General features: G+C 45.2%; 6 protein-coding genes. 5 read left to right on the top strand and 1 reads right to left on the bottom strand.

The genetic code is table 11. The annotated features are described in order from the left end of the window. The 5 genes from KVT11_RS18390 to KVT11_RS18370 form a co-directional block, all read left to right on the top strand. Positions 1-2097: condensation domain-containing protein (locus KVT11_RS18390; RefSeq protein WP_217609107.1), on the top strand; the 2097-nt coding region annotated here is incomplete at its 5' end. Between the two features lie 44 nt (positions 2098-2141). Beyond that, the gene (locus KVT11_RS18385; RefSeq protein WP_099496301.1) at positions 2142-5975 is read left to right on the top strand and encodes a non-ribosomal peptide synthetase; all 3834 of its coding nucleotides are present in this window, start codon (positions 2142-2144) and stop codon (positions 5973-5975) included. Between the two features lie 62 nt (positions 5976-6037). Continuing rightward, entirely contained in the window at positions 6038-16180 is a 10143-nt protein-coding gene (locus KVT11_RS18380; protein WP_217609106.1) for a non-ribosomal peptide synthetase, read from the top strand. Positions 16181-16193: 13 nt separating this feature from the next. Continuing rightward, positions 16194-24392: a non-ribosomal peptide synthetase gene (locus KVT11_RS18375; RefSeq protein WP_210552302.1), complete on the top strand. Its 8199-nt coding sequence runs from the start codon at positions 16194-16196 to the stop codon at positions 24390-24392. Positions 24393-24398: 6 nt separating this feature from the next. Then, positions 24399-25139, top strand: coding sequence for a thioesterase II family protein (locus KVT11_RS18370; protein WP_048001291.1), 741 nt, complete (start codon positions 24399-24401; stop codon positions 25137-25139). A 38-nt stretch (positions 25140-25177) separates the two neighbouring features. Here the strand turns inward: KVT11_RS18370 and KVT11_RS18365 are convergent, their stop codons facing one another. Further along, positions 25178-26092, bottom strand: coding sequence for a DMT family transporter (locus tag KVT11_RS18365; protein WP_008347299.1), 915 nt, complete (start codon positions 26090-26092; stop codon positions 25178-25180). Positions 26093-26134 lie beyond the last annotated feature (42 nt).

Below are 26134 nucleotides of genomic sequence, written 5' to 3'. Positions count from 1 at the left end.
TGGAATCTCCCAGAGGAAACGGACAAACGATTTGTCCCAGATCCGTTTTATCCAGGAGAGCGCATGTACCGTACAGGTGATTTGGTGAAATGGACAGAGGATGGCGAGCTGATTTATCTCGGTAGAAAAGACCATCAAGTGAACATCCGCGGCTTCCGGATTGAGCTGTCAGAAATTGAAGCACAGCTCCTTACGCTAAATGAAGTGAAAGAAGCCGTCGTGACAACGGTCAAAGACGCAAGTGATCAAGACGCTCTTGTCGCTTACGTCATCACAGATAAAGAAACGGATACGCTGAAAGAAAGCTTAAAGCGCATCTTGCCAGAATATATGGTGCCATCATGGATCATCAAGCTAGACCAGCTGCCAATGACGGCAAATGGCAAAGTGGATCTCAAAGCACTGCCAGCACCTGATATGGAAGCGAATCAAACAGCATACGAAGCGCCAAGAGATGAAGTGGAAGCACTGCTTTGCGGCATTTGGGAAGATGTGCTTGGCGTCAGCCAAGTTGGTATTCACGACCATTTCTTCTTCCTTGGCGGAGATTCGATTAAAGGCATCCAAATGGCAAGCAGACTCACGCAAGAAGGTTGGAAGCTCGATATGAAACTGCTTTTCCAATACCCAACAATTGCGGAGCTTCGCCCATATATCGAAGAAGCGGACCTTCTCACAGCCGATCAGTCAGCTGTGGAAGGAGAGGTCATTTTAACACCGATTCAGCGCTGGTTCTTTGAACGGAACTTTGATCACCAGCACCACTGGAATCTCTCAATGATGCTTCATGCACCAAAAGGGTTTGACTTGGCTGTCACAGAACAAGTTCTGCAAAAACTGCTCTCACATCATGATGCACTGCGCATGGTGTTCAGACAGGAGCATGATGACATGCTGCAATACAATCAGCGGGAGTTGACAGAACCATTTTCAATTATTTCTTGTGATGTTTCAAAAGCGCAAGATGTGAAACAGGCGATTTCCACATACGCCAATGAGTATCAGCGTCAACTGAATCTTGAAAAGGGTCCATTGATGAAAGTGATTTGTTTCCATACAGAAAACGGTGATCACTTACTCATCATCACACATCATCTTGTGATTGACGGCGTTTCTTGCCGGATTTTACTAGAAGACTTTATGTCTCTTTATCATCAGGCAGAAAAAGGAGAAACGATGGTTCTGCCGCCAAAAACGCACTCTTTCAAAGAATGGGCAGAAGCGATTGAACGATATGCGCAGTCACAGCTGCTAAAAAACCAGAAGGAGTATTGGGCAGCGATTGAAAATAGACCGTTTACGACTTTACCTGTTGACCATGAAGTAAAAGAAAGAAAAATCGCAGATACGAAAGCGGTCAAAATGCAGCTGACAGAAGCAGAAACCGAGCATCTGTTAACGAATATCCATCTTCCCTACACAACAGAAATGAATGATATTCTTCTATGTGCGCTCGGGCTGGCCGTTCAGGAATGGACAGGTCAATCTCATGTATATGTACAGCTTGAAGGTCATGGAAGAGAGGATATTTTATCAGGATTAGATATATCTCGCACAGTTGGCTGGTTTACGAGCATGTATCCAGTCGTTCTTGAAGCGAAACCGAATCAGACCATTGCAGATGCTATCAAAGGAACGAAAGAGATGCTGCGGCGTGTACCGAATAAAGGGATTGGTTACGGTATTTTAAGATACATGACACCATCCGAACCGTCAGTCAAACACGTGCAGCCTGAAATCAGCTTGAACTATCTTGGGCAGATTGATCAGGAAGTGACGACAGAACTCTTTGGGCCCTCAACCTATGATATGGGCCGTCAAGCGAGCCCTGAATCCGAAGCTGTTTATAAGCTGAACCTCAGCGGTCTTGTTCAGCACAATCAATTCATTCTGTCGTGCTCATATTGTGCAAGTGAATATGAAGAACAAACGATACAGCAGTTCATCGCACTGTTGAAGGAGAAAATCAGATCCATCATCACCCATTGCTTAGCGCATCAAGAGCGAGAATTTACGCCAAGTGACTTCTCGGCTGCAGACCTTGAAATGGATGAAATGGACGATATCTTTGACATGCTTGAGGAGAAATTGACCTAACACCACTAGATCAGTCATGAAGAAGGAAAGGAGGAATGAAATAGATGAGTCAATTTAAAAGGGATCAAGTTCAAGATATGTACTATCTGTCACCGATGCAAGAAGGAATGCTGTTTCATACCCTCCATCATCAAGAAAAAGGCTTTTATGTAGAACAAATGGATATGAACGTGAAGGGCACACTTCGGCATGATTTGCTTGAGAAAAGCATGAATATCATTGTGGAACGGTACGATATTTTTCGTACCGTGTTCCTCCACGAAAAAGTGAAGCGTCCTGTCCAAGTTGTATTAAAAAATCGACCTTTCCAGCTTGATGTTGTGGACATACAGGATCTTTCTGAAAGTGAACAGCTTGAACGTATTGATCGTTTTAAACAAAAGGATCAGCTGAGAGGATTTGATCTCTCGAAGGATCTGCTCATGCGGGCCTCTGTTTTTCAAACGGGTCCTTCAAGCTATCGCTGGATATGGAGCTATCACCATATCCTTCTAGATGGCTGGTGTTTTGGCCTAGTTGTGCAGGAATTGTTTGCGATTTATCATGCACTTTTGCATGACATCCCTTACAGGCTGGAGCCAGTCAAGCCATATAAAGAATATATTCAATGGCTGGAAAAACAAGATAAACAAGCCTCACTTGAATATTGGACGCAATCTTTGGCTGGTTTTGAGGGGCAGTCGACTTTTAAAGAACAGCGAAAGCAAACAAATGAGCATGAATTAGGCGAAATCGAATGGGCCATGAGTAAAGAAGAAACAGCTGCTTTATCAGAGTTAGCCTTGCAGCAGAATGCCACGTTAAGCAGTGCGCTTCAATCGGTTTGGTCTATCTTACTCAGCAGGTATCAGCGCTCAAACGATGTGTTGTTTGGAACGGTTGTGTCAGGACGTCCGGCAGATTTAGCTGGTGTGGACCGGATGGTGGGGTTGTTCATCAATGTCATTCCAAGACGAATTCAGCTGACAGACCAAATGACGTTCCGTTCTCTATTATCAGAGACGCAGCAGCAGTCTTTAGCGGCTGAACCGCACCAATATATCCCGATTTATGATATTCAGGCTAAGGCAGGTCAGCAGCAGCTCATTGATCATATTGTGGTGTTTGAGAATGTCCCTGCTGCAAAGAAAGACGAGCAGGAGTCACTGCTTGGCTTTACAGTAGAAGACATGAATGTCTATGAGAAATCGAACTATGATCTCAATTTACTTGCATCACCTGGGGAACAATTGCAGCTGAAGCTGGCCTTTAATCAGCGTGCATTTGATCCTGCATTTGTCCATAAATTAAAGGATCAGCTGACCCTTTTGATCAAAGGGACCATCAAACATCCAGATCAGTCAGTTCATACACTGACACTTGTGACAAAGCAGGAAAAACAGCGAATGTTAGAGGAATGGAATGCACCTGAGCTGGAGCATGATCAGCTTTATTTGACAAAGTGGTTTGAGCATAATGTCCGAAAACAGCCGAATGCAGTGGCATTATCAGCAGGTGATCACACGATGACATATGCGGAGCTGAACGAACAAGCCAATCGACTGGCAAGGCATTTGCAAAAAAATGGGGTGGGTCATCAAACGGTGACCGCCATTTTAGCAGAGCGGACACCTGAACTCATTGTCAGCTTACTCGCTGTCTTAAAAGCAGGTGCCACCTATGTGCCGATTGATCCAGATTATCCAGAAAGCCGTATCCAATATATGCTGAAAGACAGCGGAGCGACGCATCTTCTGACTCATTCATCCTTTATCAATCAGACGAGGTCACTCGCATTTGATGGCACGTATCTTTTTGCAGATGATCAAGAAATTTTACTGATGAGCTCAGAGAATCTGCCACTTGAAGCTGGTTTAGATGATACGGCATACATCATGTATACATCTGGAACAACCGGACAGCCAAAAGGCATCATGACGACCCATTCCAATATTGCCCGGGTGGTCAAAAATACGAATTATTTAACCATTTTAGAAACAGATACATTGTTGTCGTTATCAAATAGCGTATTTGATGGCTTTACATTTGATGTATATGGTGCGCTTTTAAACGGAGCAAAGCTTGTCCTGCCGCAAAAAGAAACCATTTTAGATATGGGGAAGCTCACTGAGCTGATAAAAGGAGAGCATATTTCTGTCATGTTTGTTCCAACGGCTTTATTCCATCTTCTCGTTGATGAAGGAACAGACTGGATGCGCGGTGTGCGTAAGGTGCTGTTTGGGGGAGAGAGGGCATCGGTTCAGCATGTGAGAAAAGCCTTTGATGTGATGGGAAAAGGCAGATTGTTGAACGTATACGGACCAACCGAATCAACGGTTTTTGCCACATATTATCCGATAGATGAAGCGATCCCTTTAGAGGCACATTCTATTCCAATTGGGAAGCCGCTCAACCAGACGGGCGCTTATATATTGAGTGAGCACAGGCAGCTTCAGCCGATTGGATTGGTTGGAGAGCTTTGTCTGAGCGGCAAAGGACTGGCAAAAGGGTATTTGAATCGTCCTGATCTGACAAAACAAGTGTTTATTCCTCATCCTTTTGCTTCGGGTGAGCGGCTGTATCGCACGGGGGATTTAGCCTATTTTCGAGAAGACGGTCTAATTGAGTATGCAGGTAGATTCGATGATCAGGTGAAAATTCGAGGACACCGAATTGAACTGACAGAAATTGAAGCCAACCTTCTCATGCACCCAGGTGTAAAACAAGCTGTACTCCTAGCGGATCATGATGAAACCAATCATACAAGGCTGCTTGCCTATATCACGTGTGATGATGCATGGAAAGGCAAACTCGATGACATCAAATCAAGGCTGAAAGAGCGTCTTCCAGCTTATATGCTGCCTCATGAGCTGATTGAACTGGAGAACCTCCCACTTACGCCAAACGGGAAGGTTGATAAACGCCAGCTACCAAAACCAGAGGCACCGCAAGGAAACCGCCGTGTGAAACTGCCCGCAAATGAAGTGGAACAAAAGCTGCTGGTAATGTGGCGAGAAGTACTTGAACGAGAGGATATTAGCACAGATGACCATTTCTTTGAGCTTGGCGGACATTCTTTAAAAGCGATGTCTCTTTTGTCCAAAGTATCAAAAGAGTTTGAGGTTCAGGTGCCGATTCATTTGTTGTTTGAGACCCCGACGATTGAAGCGCTTAGTCGTTATATTCAGCATCAGGACGGTGAAACCGCTGGCTATCTTGTATTCAATGAATCTCAATCATCAACAGTCTTTGCTCTTCCGCCATTACCAGGCTACGGCTTTATCTATCAGGAAGCAGCAAAAACGCTTGATGATGTCCGATTGATCGCCTTTGATTTTATTGAAACGAATAACCGAATGGCACAGTACGTTCAGCATATTCAGCACCTTCAGCCAAAAGGGCCGCTGACGTTGATGGGGTACTCAGGCGGATGTTACCTCGCCTTTGAGCTTGTTCAAGCGCTTGAACAAGTAGGACGGACAGTCGAGAAAGTCATCATGATCGATTCCTATAAGAAAATTGGAGAAAGTGATTTAGAAGGACGATCCATTGATGATGATATTGAAGCGATTGTTCATCAAACGAAACAAAACGAACTTGCTCAAGGGGAGATTGTTCAAGAAGCGCTTGCACAAAAGACGCGCGCCTACTATGAAACATTTGTTAAGGGGGTGAATCAAGGCAAAATACAGGCAGATATTACGTTCATCCAATCTGAAGAACAAATAGCGATCCCGGACTGGATGGAAGAGTGGACACAGGCAACAGCCGGATCTTTTACCCAATACCAAGGCTATGGCCGGCATGCTGATATGTTCAAACAGAAAGAATGTGCAGTTCAAAATGCAAAGCTGATCAAACATATTGTCAATCAAACAAATAGAGAACGAGTCTTGTAAACTTTAGATTAGGCAGGATGCAGCCTTGCAGTCCTGCCTAACAAAAAAGGAAAGGAACTCATATGAAACCATCAACCATTAACCAAACGAGTAGAAATGAATCAATGGATGCGATTTTACAAGATGTAAAGACAACCATTTTACAAACCAACGAAATCGAACGCTTCGCTGTTTTTTCACGTGAAAAAACCATTCGACCGCGGCCGTATCACCTCTCTCATTTATTTCTCGACAAGCACATTGAGCAGGAGGCCGCAGCGGAAGCGATACAGACGCAAAAGGCTGTACCTGCTTTGGCCGATATGCCGCCCGCTCTTTCCTATGGAGGGGATCTCGACGTCACACAAGGCGCACAGACCTTACAGGAAGTCTTAACAGAGGCTGCAAAAACGACAAATGGGCTTACGTATATCGTGAATAGCAAGAACGAACTCACACAATCTTATGCGCAGTTACAAGGAGACGCCGAGAGGGTTCTGACTGGTTTAAGGGCACTGGGGCTGAAGGCAGGAGATCCTGTTTTCTTTCAATTCTCATCGAATCATGCCATGGTCACTGCCTTTTGGGCATGTGTATTAGGCGGATTTGTTCCAACGCTTGTGTCGGCTGCCCCAACCTATCGGGAGATGAATGCTGCAGTGAAGAAGCTTCATCACGCTTGGAAGCTGCTCGAGCATCCGCTCATCCTAACAGATGACTCACTGATCGAGGAGGTGCAAGGGTTAGCCTTACTGTGGCATACAGACCAATTACGTGTCGCAGCAGTTGAGCCGATGCTGACATTAGAAAGAGATACAGCCGCTCATCCTGCCGCGCCGGATGATTCCGTCTTCTTTATCTTAACGTCTGGAAGTACAGGGATGCCAAAGTGTGTAGAGCATTCCCATAGAAGTGTGCTGGCGAACGTCAAAGGAACAGTGGCAGCAAATCAATTTACACAAGAGGATGTCTCATTAGACTGGATGCCTTTAGATCATATTGGTGGCATCGTGATGTTCCACCTTGTCAATGTGTACACAGGCTGCGAGCAGATTCGGGCAAGAACGGATGACTTTATCGCTCAGCCGTTGCGGTGGCTTGACTGGATGGACCGCTACCGTGCAACGAAGACGTGGGCACCTAACTTTGCATTTGCGATGATCAATGATTATGAGAAAGAGATTTCATCAGGGTCTTGGGATCTGTCGGCGATGACCTGCATGATCAATGGGGCAGAGGCGGTCGTGCCAAAAACCATCCACCGATTTCTACACCTGCTTGCTCCGCACGGCTTAAAGGGAGATGTGATCAGACCGGCTTTTGGCATGTCTGAAATCTCATCAGCGGTTGTGTTTTCCTTTGCGATTGAGCGTGGAGATGAAAACAGCGGGGTTCTGACTTTTGAGGAAACGTCGCTGACAGAGCAGCTAAGACCAGCAGAAGCACGTGAGACAGGAACCGTCAGCTTTACAGAGTTGGGCAAACCGATTCCAGGTATCACGATACGCATCGTCAATCATCAGCATGAGCTTCTTCCAGAAGATCATATTGGCCGTGTGCAAATAAAAGGTCCAACCACCATGAAGGGCTATTACCGGAATGACGAAGCGAATCAAGAAGTATTTCAAGCGGATGGCTGGTTTCACACGGGTGATTTAGGTTTCCTGCACGAAGGAAGGCTGACACTAACCGGTAGAGAAAAAGACATGATTATCATCAACGGGAAAAACTATCACAACTATGAAATTGAAGCCATAGCAGAGGAAGTACCGGGAGTAGAAACGAGCTTTGTGGCTGCTTGTTCCGTCCGAATGGAGGCTTCTGCATCCGATGAACTGATTCTCTTTTTTACACCGAAGCTGTATGAGCCAGCTTATATTATGAGGGCAAGTCAGCACATTAAATCCCATATTGCAACAAAAATGGGCTTGTCTGCATCTCGCATCATTCCTGTCCAGAAGCATGCATTTCCCAAAACAAGCTCTGGAAAAATAGAAAGGGCACAGCTCAAGACAAGATGGCAAGAAGGCGAATTTGATGAAATGATCATGGAAATGGACATGAGACTTGAAAATGAACATACCTTGCCTGATTGGAGTTATCAAAAGAAGTGGATACCTGCTCCACTTGATGCAGCTGACAAGCAGATCATAGGGGACGTTGTGATCTTTGCAGATCCATTAGGACTGGCAGATCAATTGAAATCTTTTGCAAACAGTGAACAAACATACATTACGGTTGAACCGGGTCAAGCGTTCAAACAACTCACACACACTCACTTCATCATCCACCCGAATCGGCCGTCTGACTACGAACAACTCTTTGAGACGCTCCGTTCGTATGGCGTTTCGGTGAAACACATCATTCACCTTTGGAACTATACAAACCAAGAAGACAAGCTTTATGTGTCCAAGGCAAAACAAGCGCAGAAAACGGGCAGCATGAGTGCATTATTTTTAACAAAAGCCATTTCCGTCTATGAGGAGCAGGTGGCCATCACTTTTGTCTCAGCCCATGCGATGAATGTGCCGGGGGATCATATCCACGATGTAGAAAAAGCAACGACAGCCGGACTGATGACAGCAGTTCAGCATGAATGGCCGTTTATCAAGGTGCAATGTCTTGATTTTTCTCTAGCAGAATCGGTATCTAGTCATTCCCATGCAATGGCGATGATGGCAGAACTTACACATGACCAAGACCGTCATGTTGCTGCTTATCGTCAAGGTGTTCGTTATATTCCCTTTTTAGCACCTCTTCATTTGGAAAAGGAACAGAAAAGGGAAGAGCCGCCATTTGAATCATCTGGGCTTTATGTCATAACAGGCGGGCTAGGCGGAATTGGACGTTTAGTCAGTGAACACCTACTGACATCTTATCAAGCACATCTCGTGTTGCTTGGAAGGAAAGAGAGAGAGGCACTTTCTAGTGACCAGCAAGAGACATTGTCTTTGCTAGAAAAGCAGGCAAAAGTGCATGGCGGCAAGGTTCTTTATGAGAAAGCAGACATCACGGCTGAAAAAGAGGTAGAAGCAATCATCTCTAGACATGAGGTCGCCGGAAATCGAAGGCTGGATGGCATCATTCATTTCGCAGGTATTATTCAAGAAGAACTGCTTGCTGATATGACATCTGTGTCTCTGAATGACATGTACGAAGCAAAGGTATATGGAACGATTGCGCTTCATGAAGCTGCCTCCAAACGTAGGAATGTTTTATTTCTTTCCAGCTCGTCAGCCCGAACGCTAAAGGGCGGTATGACTGTCGGCGCCTATTGCGCTGCCAATGAGTTCGTGGAACAGTTTGCTCATTATCAGAAGCTGACATCTACAGTGAAGCCATATTGCTTTAGTTTCAGCATGTGGGACGAGATTGGCATGAGTGAAGGCTCCATGATAAAAGGCATGTTAAAAGAAAGAGGTTATCTTCCAATTTCAAAGCAGGCAGGCTTCCAAACGATGCTCGCATGTCTGATGAAAGATGCTCCGCTCATTTATGCGGGATTGGATCGATCGAAGAAAGAGATTCACGAGATGGTCCATGCGGATGCGGAGATGCAAACAGAGCAGACCTTTTACGTCTTTTTCAAAACTGATCAAACAAAGGCGGTGGAAGAGCGGCTTTATCAATCGATTCATACGTGTTTACAGTCCCGTCTATCTGGTGAATATGCCGTGCATTTGTTTCCTGAGGAATATTGGAAAGAAACAGAAGATGGATCGCCAGACGAGGCATATTTTCATGAATTAATAGAGGAAAGCGGAATGGATTCAGACAACAGAGCACCTCACACAGAAACGGAGAAACTGCTCGCACACATTTGGTCAGAGTTGCTCGATGTCTCGGATGTCAGCTGCGGCGATCATTTCTTTTTACTAGGAGGCCATTCGCTGAAGGCGACGCAAATGCTGTCTACGGTTAGACAAAAAACAGGGTTTGACGTGCCGCTTGCTGTGTTGTTTGAACATACGAGACTCGGAGAATTAGCAGACTGGATCGATTCAAATGCCAAAGCAGATGAAGTGATTCCGATGAGAAAAATGGAGATGGGTCAGGAAATTCCGATGTCTTATGCCCAGCAAAGACAGTGGTTCCTCTATCAATTAGAGCCGGATCTGCCATTTTACAATAATACGATTTCGTTTCGGATGAATGGGCCTTTAGATATCAAGGTGCTTCAGGAAAGTCTGCATCATATGATGGAAAGACATGAATCGCTCAGAACGTCCTTTACGATGAGCGGGGATGAACCGGTACAGGTCATTCATGAACAGATGGCCCTTCCAGAGCTTGAGGTGATGGACCTTTCAGGCATAGCGTCACAGGAAGAGAAAGAACAAAAAGCGGCTGAATGGGCGAAAGAAGAGGCATCCACACCTTTTCAATTAGAACACGAAGCGCTCTTTCGAGTGAAGCTGATTCGACTTTCATCCGCAGAGCATATCTTGCTGATGTCCATTCACCACATCGTGTCAGATGGCTGGTCGATTGGCATTGTTGCAAGAGAATTATCTGAGTGGTATACAGCGGCGATCGAAGGGCGGGAGCCTCACTTGCCGGCACTGCCTATTCAATATGCGGATTACGCACTGTGGCAGAAGGAGTATTTGACAGGAGAGCCACTAGATAAGCAGCTTGCCTATTGGAAGGAGCAATTTGCGGCACCTGTTGAAGATTTGGTATTGCCATATGATCATCCGCGGCCGGCCGTTCAATCCTACAAAGGGAAGACGAAAACATATCAACTGTCGAAGTCACTGTCTAAAAAGATTGCTGAGCTATCCAAGAAAACAGACAGCACACTGTATATGACCTTGCTGTCGGCTTTTTCTACTCTATTACATCGATTGTCTTCACAGGATGAGTTTGTCATTGGCTCGGTCATTGCTGGGAGAAATCGAACGGAAATGGAGCATTTAATCGGATTTTTCGTGAATACATTGGCGCTTCGGATCGACCATAGCGGGAATCCAGCCTTTACGGAATTATTAGAGCGAGTGAAGGAGACAACCGTCGGTGCTTATGCACATCAGGATGTGCCGTTTGAGATGGTGGTCGATGAATTGAATATTGTGCGTGATGCCAGTAAGCAGCCGCTGTTTCAGGTCATGTTTGTTCTGCAAAACCTACCGCTTGAAGCTTCTCCAATGGGAGAGGCGACGTCGGTTTTAGCCATTGAAGATAATGATACAGCGAAATTTGATCTCTCCCTGTTTGTGTTTGAAGGAGCTGAAGGTCTTCAGTTAAAACTTGAGTATCATGCGGATTTATTTTCTGATGACACGATGGAGCGATTCCTTGCCTACTACGAGCACCTGCTTGAAGGAATTTGTGAAAATCCAGCGCAGCCGATCAGACAAGTGAATTTCCTGCCAGAGAAAGAAAAGCATCAATTGCTCTATGAATGGAGCGGAAAGACTGATCAACCAAAAGGTCCGTTACTCATGACGGAACGATTTGAAGCGCAAGTGAAAAAGACACCTCATGCAGTGGCGCTCGAGTTCCAGGGAGATGAGTGGACGTACCAAGAGTTACATGAGAAAGTCGATCGTCTAGCAGCCTATTTGCAGCAGCGAGGCGTGACGCCGCATGAACCAGTTGGACTGCTCATCGACAGATCGCCTGAAATGATTCTTGGGGTGCTGGCCATTGTGAAAGCAGGAGGGGCTTATGTGCCAATTGATCCTGAATATCCAGATGCCCGCATTGACTATATGCTGAGAGATACAGGGATTGGGCTTTTACTGACAAAAAATGAATGGCTGAAAAAAGTATCCATCCATCAAACGGAACTCATTTGTCTTGATCAAGGGTATGAAGAATTTTTACCAGAAGCAGAGGTCATGCCCGCTGCACTAAGACCTGATGGACTTGCTTATATCAATTACACATCGGGGTCAACTGGACAGCCAAAAGGAGTACTGATCCCGCATCAAGCGGTCGTCCGGCTTGTGTGTGAAACAGACTATGTCACCCTTAATGAACAAACGCGCATTTTACAAATCGCTAGCTTCTCTTTTGATGCATTTACGTATGAAATATGGGGTGCCCTTTTAAACGGGGGAAGGCTCATACTGACGGATCGAAATACCATTTTATCAATGGATACATTAGCGGAAGCACTAAAAACTTATCAGATTACAACAGGGTTCTTGACTGTGCCGCTGTTCAACCGTTTAACAGAAGAACATCCAGAAGCTTTATCTGGACTTCATGCATTATTGATCGGCGGAGATGCCTTATCAGCCGCTCATATCCGAAAAGCACTACCGTATTTGCCTGAAGGGCTTTTAAATGGTTATGGACCAACAGAGAATACAACATTCTCCTGTGTGCATCACATTCGAGCACTGGAAGAAGATCAGGCGACGGTCCCGATTGGACAGCCTATTGCTTATTCACAAGCTTATGTATTAGATGACCAAATGCAGCCAGTTCCGCAAGGCGTCATCGGCGAAATTTACGTTGGCGGCACAGGGCTAGCACTTGGTTACCTTGGAGATGAAGAAAAAACAGCATCATCATTTATCCCGCATCCTTTCCAAGAAGGAGCGCGTTTATATAAAACAGGCGATATGGGCCGCTGGCTGTCAAATGGCATCATTGACTGTCTTGGAAGAATCGATCATCAAGTGAAAATTCGCGGACACCGCGTGGAATGTGGAGAAATTGAAGCCGCTATGCTGACATTTGATGACATCACAGAATGTGCCGTTATCCCGCATCAGCATGAGAGTGGTCATAAGCGATTGATCGGTTATTTTGTCCAAAAAGGCGGCATGACCACGCAAGACATTCGCAAAAACTTAAAAGACATCCTGCCAGATTATATGGTACCAAGCCTATTAATAGAGCTGGATGAATTACCGCTCACGCCAAATGGCAAGGTAGACCAAAAGCGTCTTCCCCCGCCAGAGTGGAGACAAGAAGAAGTAGAAACAGCCATTGACAAAGCAGCTACTGAGGAAGAACGTGTGTTAGAAAAAGTGTGGTCTCAGCTGCTAGGCGTTCCTTCTATTGGCGTCCATGATAACTACTTTGAGCTTGGCGGAGATTCCATTATTGTCATACAAATGGTGGCACGCTTAGCACAGGAAGGCTACGTCATCCAGCCGAGAGATGTATTTGAAAAACAGACCATCTCACAACTCGCACAAGCCATGAGAAAGGCAGAGGTCTCTACGGTCTATGATCAATCACCTGTGACAGGAGAGGTTCGTCTTCTCCCGATTCAATCATGGTTCTTTGAGCAATCGATGACCAATCAAGATTATTGGAATCTATCGGCGCATATTGAAATGAAGCGATCTGTTCCACATGAACAGTTAACACAGGTTCTTTCAAAACTGGTCGATCATCACGATATGCTGAGAGCTATATATACAAAAGAGGCAGATGGCACATGGATTCAAACCATTCGTGAGCCTGGCATCACACCTTGTGTCACATTCTTTGATGTGACGAATGTATCTCAGGAGGAAGCACGGGAACAAATCCGCTTGGAGACAAGTGCCTGTCAAGGAACATTGTCATTAGAGCGCGGAGAAGTAATCAAAGCCATTCTTTTTCATACAGGTGAAGACACGTCTGAGCTCTTTATTGCTGCACACCATCTCGTCATGGATGGCATATCATGGCGCATGATACAAGAAGATGTACTAAATGGATTGAAACAGCTTGCTACGGGGCAGGACATCCTATTTGCGAAAAAAACCGCCTCCTATAAGCAGTGGGCAGATGCCTTATACGAATATGCACAAACCGATCAATTACAAGCGCAGGCCTCTTTTTGGCAAAAAATCAAGGATCAAGAGGAAGAAGGTTCTCCTTTCCAACTGCCTGCGCTTTCTAATATAGAAGAACATGCAGAGATCCTGTCGGTTCAGCTCACAAAGGAACAAACAGATATGTTACTTAGACAGGCCTCACAAGCATACCGAACAGAGATTAACGATTTACTGTTAGCAGGACTCACGCAAGCCATTGGAAAGCCAATGCTCATCACGTTAGAAGGGCATGGACGCGAGGATTTATTTGAACAGATGGATTTGTCACGGACAGTCGGCTGGTTTACAAGCTCTTATCCTATTTTTATTCCTTTTATACAAACCGATGTTGCAAGACAAATCAAAGACGTCAAAGAAACCTTACGAGCTGTGCCGCAAAAGGGAATCGGCTATGGTTTGCTTCAATACATGACAGAATCTCGTTTACTCAAAACGGTAACGCCGCAGATGAGCTTTAATTACCTCGGTCAGTTAGATCAGGCAGATGGCGAAGCCAAGCTGTATATAGCAGACGAGCGAAATGGACATGTTCACGATCCGAAAGCAGAAAGACAGCATTTGATCGATGTGTATGGATATGTGACAGATGGTCAGTTGCAGATGAACTTTATGATCAATCGTGAACTGCTGCAAGATCAAGAGGTGCGGTTGTTACCTGAACGTTTTAAAGAAAAAATGGAGATCATCTTGATGCATTGTGTTGAAACGAGCGGCGGCTTTACACCATCTGATTTTCCGATGGTTCAGCTCACGCAAAAGCAAATAGATGAACTTCCAGACAATGTAGTCGATGTGTATCCGCTGTCTCCAATGCAGCAAGGAATGCTGTTTCATGCACTGCTAGATCAAGCCTCACAAGCTTATTTTGGTCAGGTGCATATGACGCTCCAAGGCTTAACAAACGGCGATGCCTATGAACAAGCTTGGAATCTTCTTGTAGAACGTCATTCCATTTTGAGAACAAAATTCGCTTGGGAAGGGCTGAAGGAGCCTGTTCAGTTCATTCAATCAGAAGGAAGCATCCACCTCACTCTGCACGATGTGCGCCACCTGAGTGACGAGGAGCAAGAAGAGACAATCGAACACTTTTTAGTATCTGATCGTTCAAAGGATTTCAATTTAGACCATATAGATGAACCGCTGATTCGGATTGCTTTATTCCGTTGTGATGAGGAAAGATGCACGTTTGTCTTTAGTTTTCATCACATTTTAATCGATGGATGGAGTTTGTTCAGCTTTATTCAGGAATCCTTTGCGCTTTATCGCTCTCTTGTGGACGAACGAGAGATCAGTCTTTCTACAGTCCGTCCATATAAAGATTTTATCGAATGGCTGCAAAAGCAGGATCAAGAGAAGGCGCAAGAATTCTGGCAGCGTTATATGTCAGGCGTAGAGGAAGCGACACCGCTTCCAGGAGACGGCGAAGAACATGCTTCAGACCAAGAAGCAAGCATGGCGCAGTCCAGCGTCAAATTGACGCCAGAGATGCAACTGAAGCTGGAGAAGATGACAGGCAAGCAGAAGGTCACGTTGAGCACACTGATTCAATCAGCGTGGGGACTGCTCTTGCACCTTCATTCAGGCGCAGAGGATGTCATATTTGGGGTGACCGTATCTGGCCGGCCAGCCGACTTACCAGAAGTGGAAAGCATGACAGGGCTCTTTATTAACACATTGCCGCTTCGTCTTTCGATCCATTCGGACTGGACGATTGCGCGATTGCTCGCCTATACACAGGAAACCGTTTTTCAGATGAGAGAATACGAGTATACTGTACTGCCAGATATTCAGCAGATGACGGAAATTCCAAATGGAGAGGCATTGTTTCACAGCATTGTCGTGTTTGAAAACTATCCGATTGAGTCCATTGAGCCGTATGGCGTACGCATTTTAGACATCGCCAGTCATGAAGAAACAAATTATGACTTAACCCTTGTCGCAGTGCCGGGAGATACACTGGAGCTTCGGATCACATACAACTTACATCAATATACAGAAAAGCAAATACAAACGCTGATGCAACAGCTGATTCACACACTTGAAGCCATGACAGAACAAGTGGATACGCCGCTATCTTCCTTCACAATTGTGACAAATGAGGAAAAAGAGCGGATGATCAGTGATTGGGCGAAAAACGCACATGTCAGCGTGCTATACCCAGACCAAGAAGAAATATATGCAGGCGTACATGATTCTACCTATGAAACGGAAATATATGTCCTGAATGAAGAACATCAGCTCATGCCGGTTGGATTTCCTGGAGATATTTTTATCGGCGCAAAAGAGATCAAAGCACTTTTTGGAGAGCTAGCCGATTGGATGGAGGCGCATAAAATTCCGCATCCATTCAAACATCAAACAGGCGAATACCTTTATCCGACAGGGGATGTCGGCGTTTGGACAGAAGAAAGCAAGATTCAGATTTTGGATTGGATGTAGGAGGAGAAGAAGAATGCTAGTTAGTAGACGAAAAGGAAATGCAGCAAATCATATTGTCAGGATCAATGGAAAACGAATCGATCTCAAAGCATTAGAGAAAGTCTTCATGCTTCACTTTCCACTAAAGGAATGTGCGCTCATCCCGAAGAAAAATCAAGAAGGAGGCCTATCGCTTGTGCTTTTTGCACAAGCGAAGGACCCTTCGCTGACAAGAGAGGATTTGATGAAAGGCCCGCTTCATCCTGATGAAGTGCCAGCCACACTCGTCCTAGTCCCTTCCTTGCCGCGAAAAGAAAGTGGAGCGGTCGATACCGAGGCGCTGCTTGCCATTGATGTACTAGATGAAGAGGAACGAAGAAAGATAGAAGAGCGCACGAAAGCCATAGATGGAGTAGAGGAAGCAGCCGTTTTGATAGAGAGTCAGACAGAAAAACAAACACCCTATCATTTAGATGACCTCTTCCCAGATAGACAGCGTACAAATGGAAACGAATCGTTTTCAAAAGATGAAGTCAGCCAAACCATACAATCCTCCGCACAAGAAAAACCACCAGCTCTTGTTTATGGAGGTGATGTGATCAGAAAGCCAGGTACACCAGTCACATTGACAGAGGTACTGATCCGAGCCGCCTTTATGTCACCAAATCGCGGAGTCACGTATCTCAAAGAAGGCGGTCATGAGGTGATCCAGACTTACCCGGAATTACTCACAGGAGCGGAACGTGTCCTATCTGGATTAAGGGCAGCCGGACTTTCAAACGGCGATCAAGTGCTGCTTCAATTGAAGGACCATCAAGATTTTATCACGGTATTCTGGGGCTGTATTCTCGGTGGAATCATTCCAACCCCAGTCTCTGTACCGCCTGTGTATGATGAAATGAATCAAGGAGTGAACAAGCTCAAGGGCGTGTTTCAGCTGCAAAATGAGCCATTCATTATTACAAACGAAGCGAGTGCTGAGGACATTGCAGGACTGCGTGAAACATTTGAATCAAAAGCGATTCCGATTTTAACAATCGAAACATTACTTGCCTGTGATCCAGATGAACAGCATTATGAGCCAGAGCCGGATGAGCCTGTGCTTCAGTTGCTGTCCTCAGGAAGTACGGGTGTGCCAAAGTGTATCCGGCACAACCATCAAAGCATTTTATCTAGAATCATTTCCTTTGAGCAGGCAAATGGTTTCACGCATGAGGATGTATCAATGAACTGGATGCCGCTTGATCATGTAGGGGGCATTGTCATGTTTCATGTACATGATGTGTACCTCGGCTGCCAGCAAATTAGTCCATCCATTGATCAATTTATCGAACGGCCGATGGTGTGGCTGGATTGGGTAGAAAGATACGGTGTCACAAGGACGTGGGCGCCAAACTTTGCCTTTGCGATGATGAATGAATATGAAGACGACATTCGCAAAGGGAGCTGGGATCTCTCCACCTTGACCTATATCATGAACGCCGCCGAAGCAGTTGTTCCAAAAGTGACGCAGCGTTTCATGCACATCATGGGTGAGCACGGATTAAGCCGCCATGCGATGGTGCCGGCTTATGGCATGTCAGAAACATCATCAGCCATTGTCCAGTCAAAAGAATTCATGCGTCATGATGATCAGGGTGGACAACTGACCATTGATCAGACCTCATTAACAAGTGAGATTCAATATGTGGCGCACGATCATCCGCACAAGATGACCTTTACAGAAGTTGGTGCACCCATCCCTTCTGTATGGATTCGGATTGTAGACGAGCATCACCATGTGCTGCCAGAAGATCAAGTCGGCCGCTTGCAGGTGAAGAGTCCAACGATTATGATGGGCTACTATCAAAATGAGGAAGCGAATGAAGAAGTATTTGCGGAAAACGGCTGGTTTCATACAGGAGATTTAGGATTTATTCATGAAGGGCGCCTAGTCCTCACAGGACGGGAAAAGGATATCATCGTCATCAACGGAGCGAACTATTTGAATTACGAAATTGAAGCCGTTGTGGAAGAGGTTGAGGGGGTTGAAGTCACCTTTGCCGCTGCGTACGGCATTTACAATCCCGAATCAAGTAATGACACACTCGCCGTCTTTTTTGTCACGCAGAAGGATTCGATAGAGGATCAAATCACAATGATTCAGCAGATTAGAGAGAGCATCATTCGCAAAATGGGAATCGAACCTGACCACATCATTCCGGTGAAAAAAGACCAATTTCCGAAAACAGAAAGCGGAAAAATCCAACGTGCTCAACTAGGTGCGGCACTGAAAGCTGGGGTGTTTCATGACATTGAACGTGCACTTGATCTTGCTTCGGAAAATGAACAAACCCTCCCAGATTGGTTCTTTAAACGTATTTGGGTAAAAGAGAATATCGGTCCATCTCAGCCGGTATCCACTGATCATGTACTCGTATTTGAGGATGAAAAAGGGCTTTATCAATCGCTTTATGCCCAATTTGAACAAATGAACCTATCTTATGTTTCTGTGAAAAAGGGTCATGAATTTTTACGCCTGTCAAAAGGGATGTATCAGATGAACCCTCGAATCAAGGGGGATTACGTCAGGCTTGTGGCGGCGCTTGAAGCCGATGAATTAAAAATTGACCGTATGCTTCACTTGTGGAATGTGTCAGACAAGGAGATGATTGCGAGCCCTGCGCAGTTCAAAGAACTGAATGCAAGCACCAGCCAATCCATTTTGTATTTGTATCAAGCATTGAGACAAGAAAATAAAGAGCCGATGCGTCTCGTTGTTGTCACAAAAGGTGGTCAATTGGTGAAACCGCAAGATGAGCTTCATGTGGAGAAAACGTCTCTTGCCGGATTATTAAAAACCATCCCGCAAGAATGGGAAGGGGCAGAAGTGTCTCACCTTGATATTGAAGCGGAGAATGTGGAACAGGATGCCAAGCATATTGCGGACGAACTAGGTGCGATTCATTTGAAAGCAGAAGTGTCTTACCGGCATGGCCAGCGCCTCGTACCAAAGCTGGAAAAAGTGAATATGATGACGGCACCTCAGACAGAAGGGTTTTTAGAATATGAAGGCTTGTACTTGCTGACTGGCGGGCTTGGCGGTATTGGATTTGAACTGTCTAAGCAAATGCTCCAATTTGGCTTGAAGCTCGTGTTAATTGGACGGACATCCCTTGAAGAAGACAGAGAAAAAGAGGCGTCATTCTCACAGCTTAAAGGTCTGGGAGACGTCCTTTATGTACAAGCCGATGTGACGAATTTATGTGACGTCGAGCAGGCGATTTATGAAGCAGAAAAGCATTTCGGACAGTCGATCCGAGGAGCGCTTCATTTAGCCGGTGCTGGCAATGTATCTGAGCACTTTCAGCATGTGGATACGTACACATTGGCTCATACAACAGAAGAAGATTTCGTCAAAGAACTTTCAGGGAAGGCAGATGGCGCTTGGGTGCTGCAAGAAGCCTTCAAGCATGACCCGTCAGTTCCACTCGTCTTTTTTGGATCAGTGAATGGCTATTTTGGCGGCACAACATTTGGTGCATATTCTGCTGCAAACAGCTTTTTAGATGGACTCGCACATGCCCTTACCTATCATGAGGGAAGAAGAGCGATTTCCTTGAATTTCAGCATGTGGGATAATCTTGGTTTGTCTCAGGGACATACTGGGGCCGCGCTAACCGTTCGCAAGGGCTTTCAATTGATTGGAAAAAAACAAGGACTCCATTCATTATGTCTAGGTGTTCGGCTGAATGAAGCGCATCTATTTATCGGCCTAGATGGGGCGAATCAAGAAATCGCTGAACATCTTCAACCAGCACCAATACCATTTTTTGAAAAGAAACTGTACTATACGGTGCAATCAGGCAAAGAAGTGGATGCTGACAAGATCACAGGCATCATAGAGGGGAAATGGGACATCAGGCAAGTGGAAGATATACCGAAAAAACAAGATGGCTCTATTGATCACGAAGCCCTCAAACAGTTCCATCACAAACACGCACAGCCGTTTGAAAAGCAATTGCCAGAAACGAAGACAGAGCAGGTGCTTGCGGCCATATGGGAGGATATTTTAGAAGTCGATCGTGTGTACAAAGAGGATCAATTCTTTGACCTTGGTGGACATTCATTAAAGGCCACTCAAACGATTTCACGTATTAATCATGAGTTTTCACTAAAGGCGCCGCTAAAAATATTGTTTGAAAGCAAGAATCTAGCACACTTGGCACAAATGGTCGATGACATCAATGAAGCACCAGCCATTCAGGAAGCCAGCATTCCAAAGATGGAAAAACGAACAAGCTATGAGCTGTCACACGCTCAAAAGCGGATTTGGTTCTTATCTACATTAGAAAAGAGCCATCATTACAATATATTAGGTGCTTGGAAGCTGATGGGCCAATTACACATCCAAACGTTAACAAAGGCGATCGGTCTCTTAACAAAACGTCATGAAGCACTGCGCGCAACATTTCAAACCATTGGCGGCAAGCCGGTTCAAGTCATCCGTGAAGACCTTCCGCCATCAGTAACCGTTGCGAATTTCTCATTATTTAATGAAAAAACAAGAGCGAGAAGATTGGAACAGCTGATTCAGCAAGAGGCGAACCGCATCTATGACTTAGAACGGGGACCGCTTGCACAGTGGACAATTGTTGATATGGGGAAAGAGGAATATTACTTGCTTTGTGCGCAGCATCATATCATTTCCGATGCATGGTCGCTCAGCCTGCTTATTCAAGAATTAGAAGTCGTGTATGGTGCGCTATTATCAGAGGAAACGCCTGAGCTACCTGCACTTGAGGTTGAATGGACCGATTATGTTCATTGGGAGAATGAGCAATTAAAGAACCACCAGAAGGCTCAGAGCTATTGGCTTGAAACGTTACAAGGAGAGTTGCCGGTATTAGAGCTCCCGTTTGACCGTCCTCGTCCGCCGGTTCAAACATTTAATGGGGCTACAGAGCAAATCGTGATAGATGAACCGCTTGTTCGTCGTTTACATGCCTTGTCGAGGCAGCAGGGGACAACACTATTTATGACGATGTTGTCAGCCTATTATGTCCTGCTTCACAAGTTGTCTGGACAAACAGATGTCATTGTTGGATCGCCGATCGCTGGCCGTGATGTCGAACAATCAGAGAAGCTCGTCGGCATGTTTGTCAATACGTTGGCGCTGAGACAGGACGTTTCAAAAGCCGATACCTTTGCCGATTTACTGGCAAAGGTGAAAGAAATGACGTTAAAAGCCTTTGAGCATCAGCATTATCCATTCGACAAGCTTGTGGATGACCTTTCAATTGATAGAGACCTAAGTCGTTCACCAATTTTCCAAGTCGCCATGGGGTATGTCACTGATTCGCTGGATATCAACCTAAAAGGACTGACATCGGAACAAGTGATGGTCCATCATACCGTCTCTAAATTTGATCTCACCTTGCATGTATTTGAGCAGGAGGACAAGCTGTCTATCCATGTGGAATATAATACGGATTTATTTGAGCAAGAAACGATCCACCGTATGATGAATTATTATCTCAATCTGTTAGATGGCATGACGGCTCAGCCTGAACGGACATTTGCTGACTTTTGCGTCATGGACAAAACAGAACAGGATGCCATGATCATAGGGAAAAATCAAACTGACACGCCTTATCCAAAGCGTACGCTGCAAGAATTATTTGAAGAACAAGTGCAGCGTGACCCGCACCGGATTGCTGTATCTTATATGGAAGAGCATATGACGTATCAAGATTTAGACGAGAAGGCGACAAAACTGGCTGCCTATTTACAATCAAAGGGCGTTGGACCAGGTTCACTTGTCCCGATGCTGTTTGATCGTTCGTTTGACATGATGGTCTCAGTTCTAGGGATCGTCAAGTCGGGTGCTGCTTATGTACCGATGTCACCTGAGTATCCAGATGCCCGCATTGGTCTGATCGTTCGCGATACACAAAGCGATATCATCTTAACCCAGTCGCATCTGATCAATCGTTTAGACGGTCTGAGCGGCACAAAGATTGAAATGGACAAGCCGTTACCAGAAACAGACGCAGTGTATCAAAGGGAAAAATCGATTGTAGGAGAAGACCAGCTTGCCTATGTGAACTACACTTCAGGCTCAACAGGCACACCAAAAGGCGTGATGCTTCCTCATGCAGGTGTGGTCCGCTTAGTGAAAGAAACAAACTATATTGAGCTTGGTTCAGAAGATAAAATGCTTCAGCTGTCTAACTATGCATTTGATGCCTTTACCTTTGAATTATGGGGAATGCTGCTAAGTGGCGGTCAGCTGGTTCTGATCCCGAAATATGCTGCTCTAAATATGGACGAATTAACTCGTTTAATCAAAACGCATCAAGTCACAGCCAACTGTTTGCCAACTGCATTATTCAACCGGCTGATTGAGCATGATCCAAAAAGTGTGGCTGGATACCGTACATTACTCGTTGGCGGAGAAGCCATGTCTAGTGAGCATGCACGAAAGGCATTGCCACATATGAAGGGTGTGCTGATCAATGCTTACGGTCCAACAGAAAACACAACATTAGCGACCACTTATCAAGTCACACACGTACCGGAGGATGCAAGATCAGTGCCAATCGGTGTGCCAGTCGCCAACTCAACGGTTGTCATACTTGATGATCATCTCAATCCAGTACCAACAGGCGTCAAAGGAGAAATCTATATCGGCGGAACAGGGCTGGCAAAAGGATATCTGCATGACCCAGAGCGCACGAAGGAGCGGTTTATTGACAATCCATTCCCGGCATTAAAAGGGGACAAACTGTATCGTTCCGGTGACCTAGGGAAATGGCGGTCTGATGGCAGTATTGAATACCTTGGCCGAAAAGACAACTTGGTCAAAATTAGAGGCTACCGAATTGAATGTGGAGAAATCGAGACAGCCCTGCTCAAACACCCACAAGTAAAAGAATGTACCGTCATTGCTAAAACGTACGGCAGCTCAAAACGGCTGGCAGCTTACCTTGTCATAGATGGGGGAGAGCCTGTTCCCGGATGGAAAGCATTTTTACAGGAAAGCCTGCCAGGCTATATGATTCCAAGTTACTTTATCGTACTTGACGCAATTCCTGTCACAACAAATGGGAAGGTCGATCAAAAAGCACTGCCGGAGCCGACAGACGCAGTCTCATCCTCACATGAAGACGATCAACCGGCAACAGAAACACAGCAGCTGATTGTGACAGCTTTCAGTGAAGTGCTTGGTGTCAAACGAGTAGGAATTCATGATTCATTCTTTGATTTAGGTGGAGATTCCATTATGAGTATTCAAGCCGTTGCCAAATTAAAAGAAAAAGGTGTCCGTGTTGATCCGAAATGGATTTTTATGCACCCAGCGCCAGCACAGTTAGCGGCATATTTGGACACAGTGCCAGAAACAGGCGAGCCTGTCGAAAGAGCGCCGAAAGACTATGTAATCGAGTTGAAAAAAGGGGATCCGGCTGAACCGAGAATTTTCTTTGCACCGCCTGCTGGTGGAACGGTGATGGGGTATATCGATGTGGCAAAGCTCATGACACATGAAGGAGCTGTTTATGCCTTGCAGTCTCCGGGCTTGTATGAGGATGAAGAACCACAATTCCTTCATTATACAGAGCTTGTCACCATTTTTATTGAAGCCATTGAAACATTCTATCGACCAGGCATTGATTATTTGGCAGGGCATTCCATGGGCGGACATCTTGCTTACGGAATGAATCAGAGACTCTGTCATGCAGGAAAAGCGCCAAAAGGATTGATCATTTTAGATACGGTTCCGGTATTAAGAGATGAGGCAGATCAAGCGCTTCATGCCGATATGAACGAAGAAGAAGTGAAAATGCTCGCCCTCGTCCTAGGTATGGGGAACCTCGTCGGCATCAAACCAGAAGCATTACAAGGGCTCAGCTTCCAAGAAGTGAAGCAGAAAATCCTCAAAGAAGCAGAAAAGGATGAAGTCGTTCATCAATTTATGAATGATCACTATTTAGATAAATACTTGCAAATGCAGACTCATAATACCATCATGTCACAAGCCATTGAATTAGAAAAAGACCCATTCTCTGTGCCGTTTTATATTATACAAAGCAGCGATCACGCCACAGATTTCCAGAAGAAATTTGCCGATTGGGAAGCTTACACGAGAGAAACGTGCTCGTATTATCAAATAAAAGGCGACCATGTGACCATGATGAAAAGACCGCAGGCAGATCAACTTGCGCAGATTCTTGAAACGATCGTAAAGGGGTAAGGACGTATGAACCAATTATTTAAAACCTTTGAAAAAAAATCAGATCTCATTCAGCTTATTTGTTTTCCTTTTGCTGGCGGATATTCCGCCTCTTACCGTCCGCTCTTTGAACAGCTGAAGGACACGGCCGAAGTGACAGCAGCAGAGCCTCCGGGTCATGGAACGAACCTCATGCCGCTTGAAACAAGCATTGACCGGCTGGCTGAATTGTATAAAGAAGGACTGACAGGCAAATTAAACCGTCCATTTATTTTGTTCGGACATTCCATGGGCGGACTTGTGGTGTACAGGCTGACTCAGTTGCTAGAAAGGGAAGGCATCGATCCGGCAGCGGTTGTCATTTCTGCCATTCAGCCACCGCAAACAAAAAGACAAATATTGACCCATTTATCGAATGAAGCATTTGTTCAGCATATCGCTGAAATGGGCGGGATTCCAAAAGAATTGTTAGAGAACAAGCCAATGATGGATTACTTTACACCATCCTTACGTGCCGACTATCAAGCATTAGAATCCTTCCAGCACACAGACAAAACAATCATTAAATCACCCGTTTATTTATTGAACGGAAAGCAAGATAAGAAATGCATGGAAGACGCAGACGGCTGGCTAACATGGGCAAACGCCATCGAACGTACTGATTTCGAAGGAGGGCACATGTATATCAACACACACCTCGAGCAGTTCGCAGAACATATGAGGCATGTCATTGAGCAGACAACAAAAAGGCAATTCATCAGCCAATAAAAGAAAACAACGGCCCCGTCAAACGAGGGCCGTTTTCTTTATGAATTCCCCTTCCTCACCACATTCCCGCCAATCACTCCGCCAATAACGAGCACAGCCCCGATGAGGTGAACCATATCAATCGTTTCATGTAAAATAAGCACGCCAGCGGCAATGGTAATGAAAGCAGATAGATTGTTAAAAATACTCACCTTTGCTGCTTCAAGGTGGGAAAGAGCATAGTTTGATAAATACGCTGTGAGCAGTGATGAGAGAATGCCTAAAAAGAGCATAGACCATACAAAGGATGGCTGCGTAAACGGACTGAAAAACTGCGGTAGTGTAGCATGTACCGAGTGCCGAATGAGAGCAGCAGCATTAAAGAAGACAAATCCAAAGAATGTCATCACGAAAGTCAGTTCAATGACATGGAATCGCCGTGTCATCACTCTGGCAAATACGCTATAGGCACTGGATGATAAGGCTGAAAGTAAGATCAGCACATAACCAATGAGATGAGAATGTTTCACATCAATTCCCTTCACCACAAAGAGGAGCATCACCCCGGACACAGAAAGAATGGTAAACAGCACCTGAATCGAGGTAGGACGTTCCTTTAAACACCATGCTGCAAGCACCATTGTCAAAATAGGGATGGTCGCCTGAATAATGCCGGCCTCTGATGAAGAGGTGAACATCAGCCCCCACACTTGAAATGCAAAAAACAACACAGGATAAAGCAAGGAAAAAGGCACAATGTAAATGAGATCACGCCATTGAATGGAAAAACGATACTTTTTTCGCAAAAATGGAAATAACAAAAGAGCCGCTGCAAAAGAAACAGTAAATCGGTGTGCCAATACATCTATCGGATTCGCTGATGCTAAGGCTACTTTGACAAACAAGAATGAAAAACCAATTATACAGGCGTATGCGATCGAAGCAGCATACGCTTTTTGTTTTGACATATCCATCAGAATTCTCCTTACACGAGCATGCATGCTTCAGTTGAATTG

Origin of the sequence: Bacillus sp. GbtcB10 (assembly GCF_019091365.1) — a bacterium.
Classification (GTDB): Bacteria; Bacillota; Bacilli; order Bacillales; family Bacillaceae; genus Bacillus; species Bacillus altitudinis.
The sequence above is the reverse complement of the archived record's forward strand: the minus strand, read 5'-3'. Positions and strand labels throughout refer to the sequence as shown.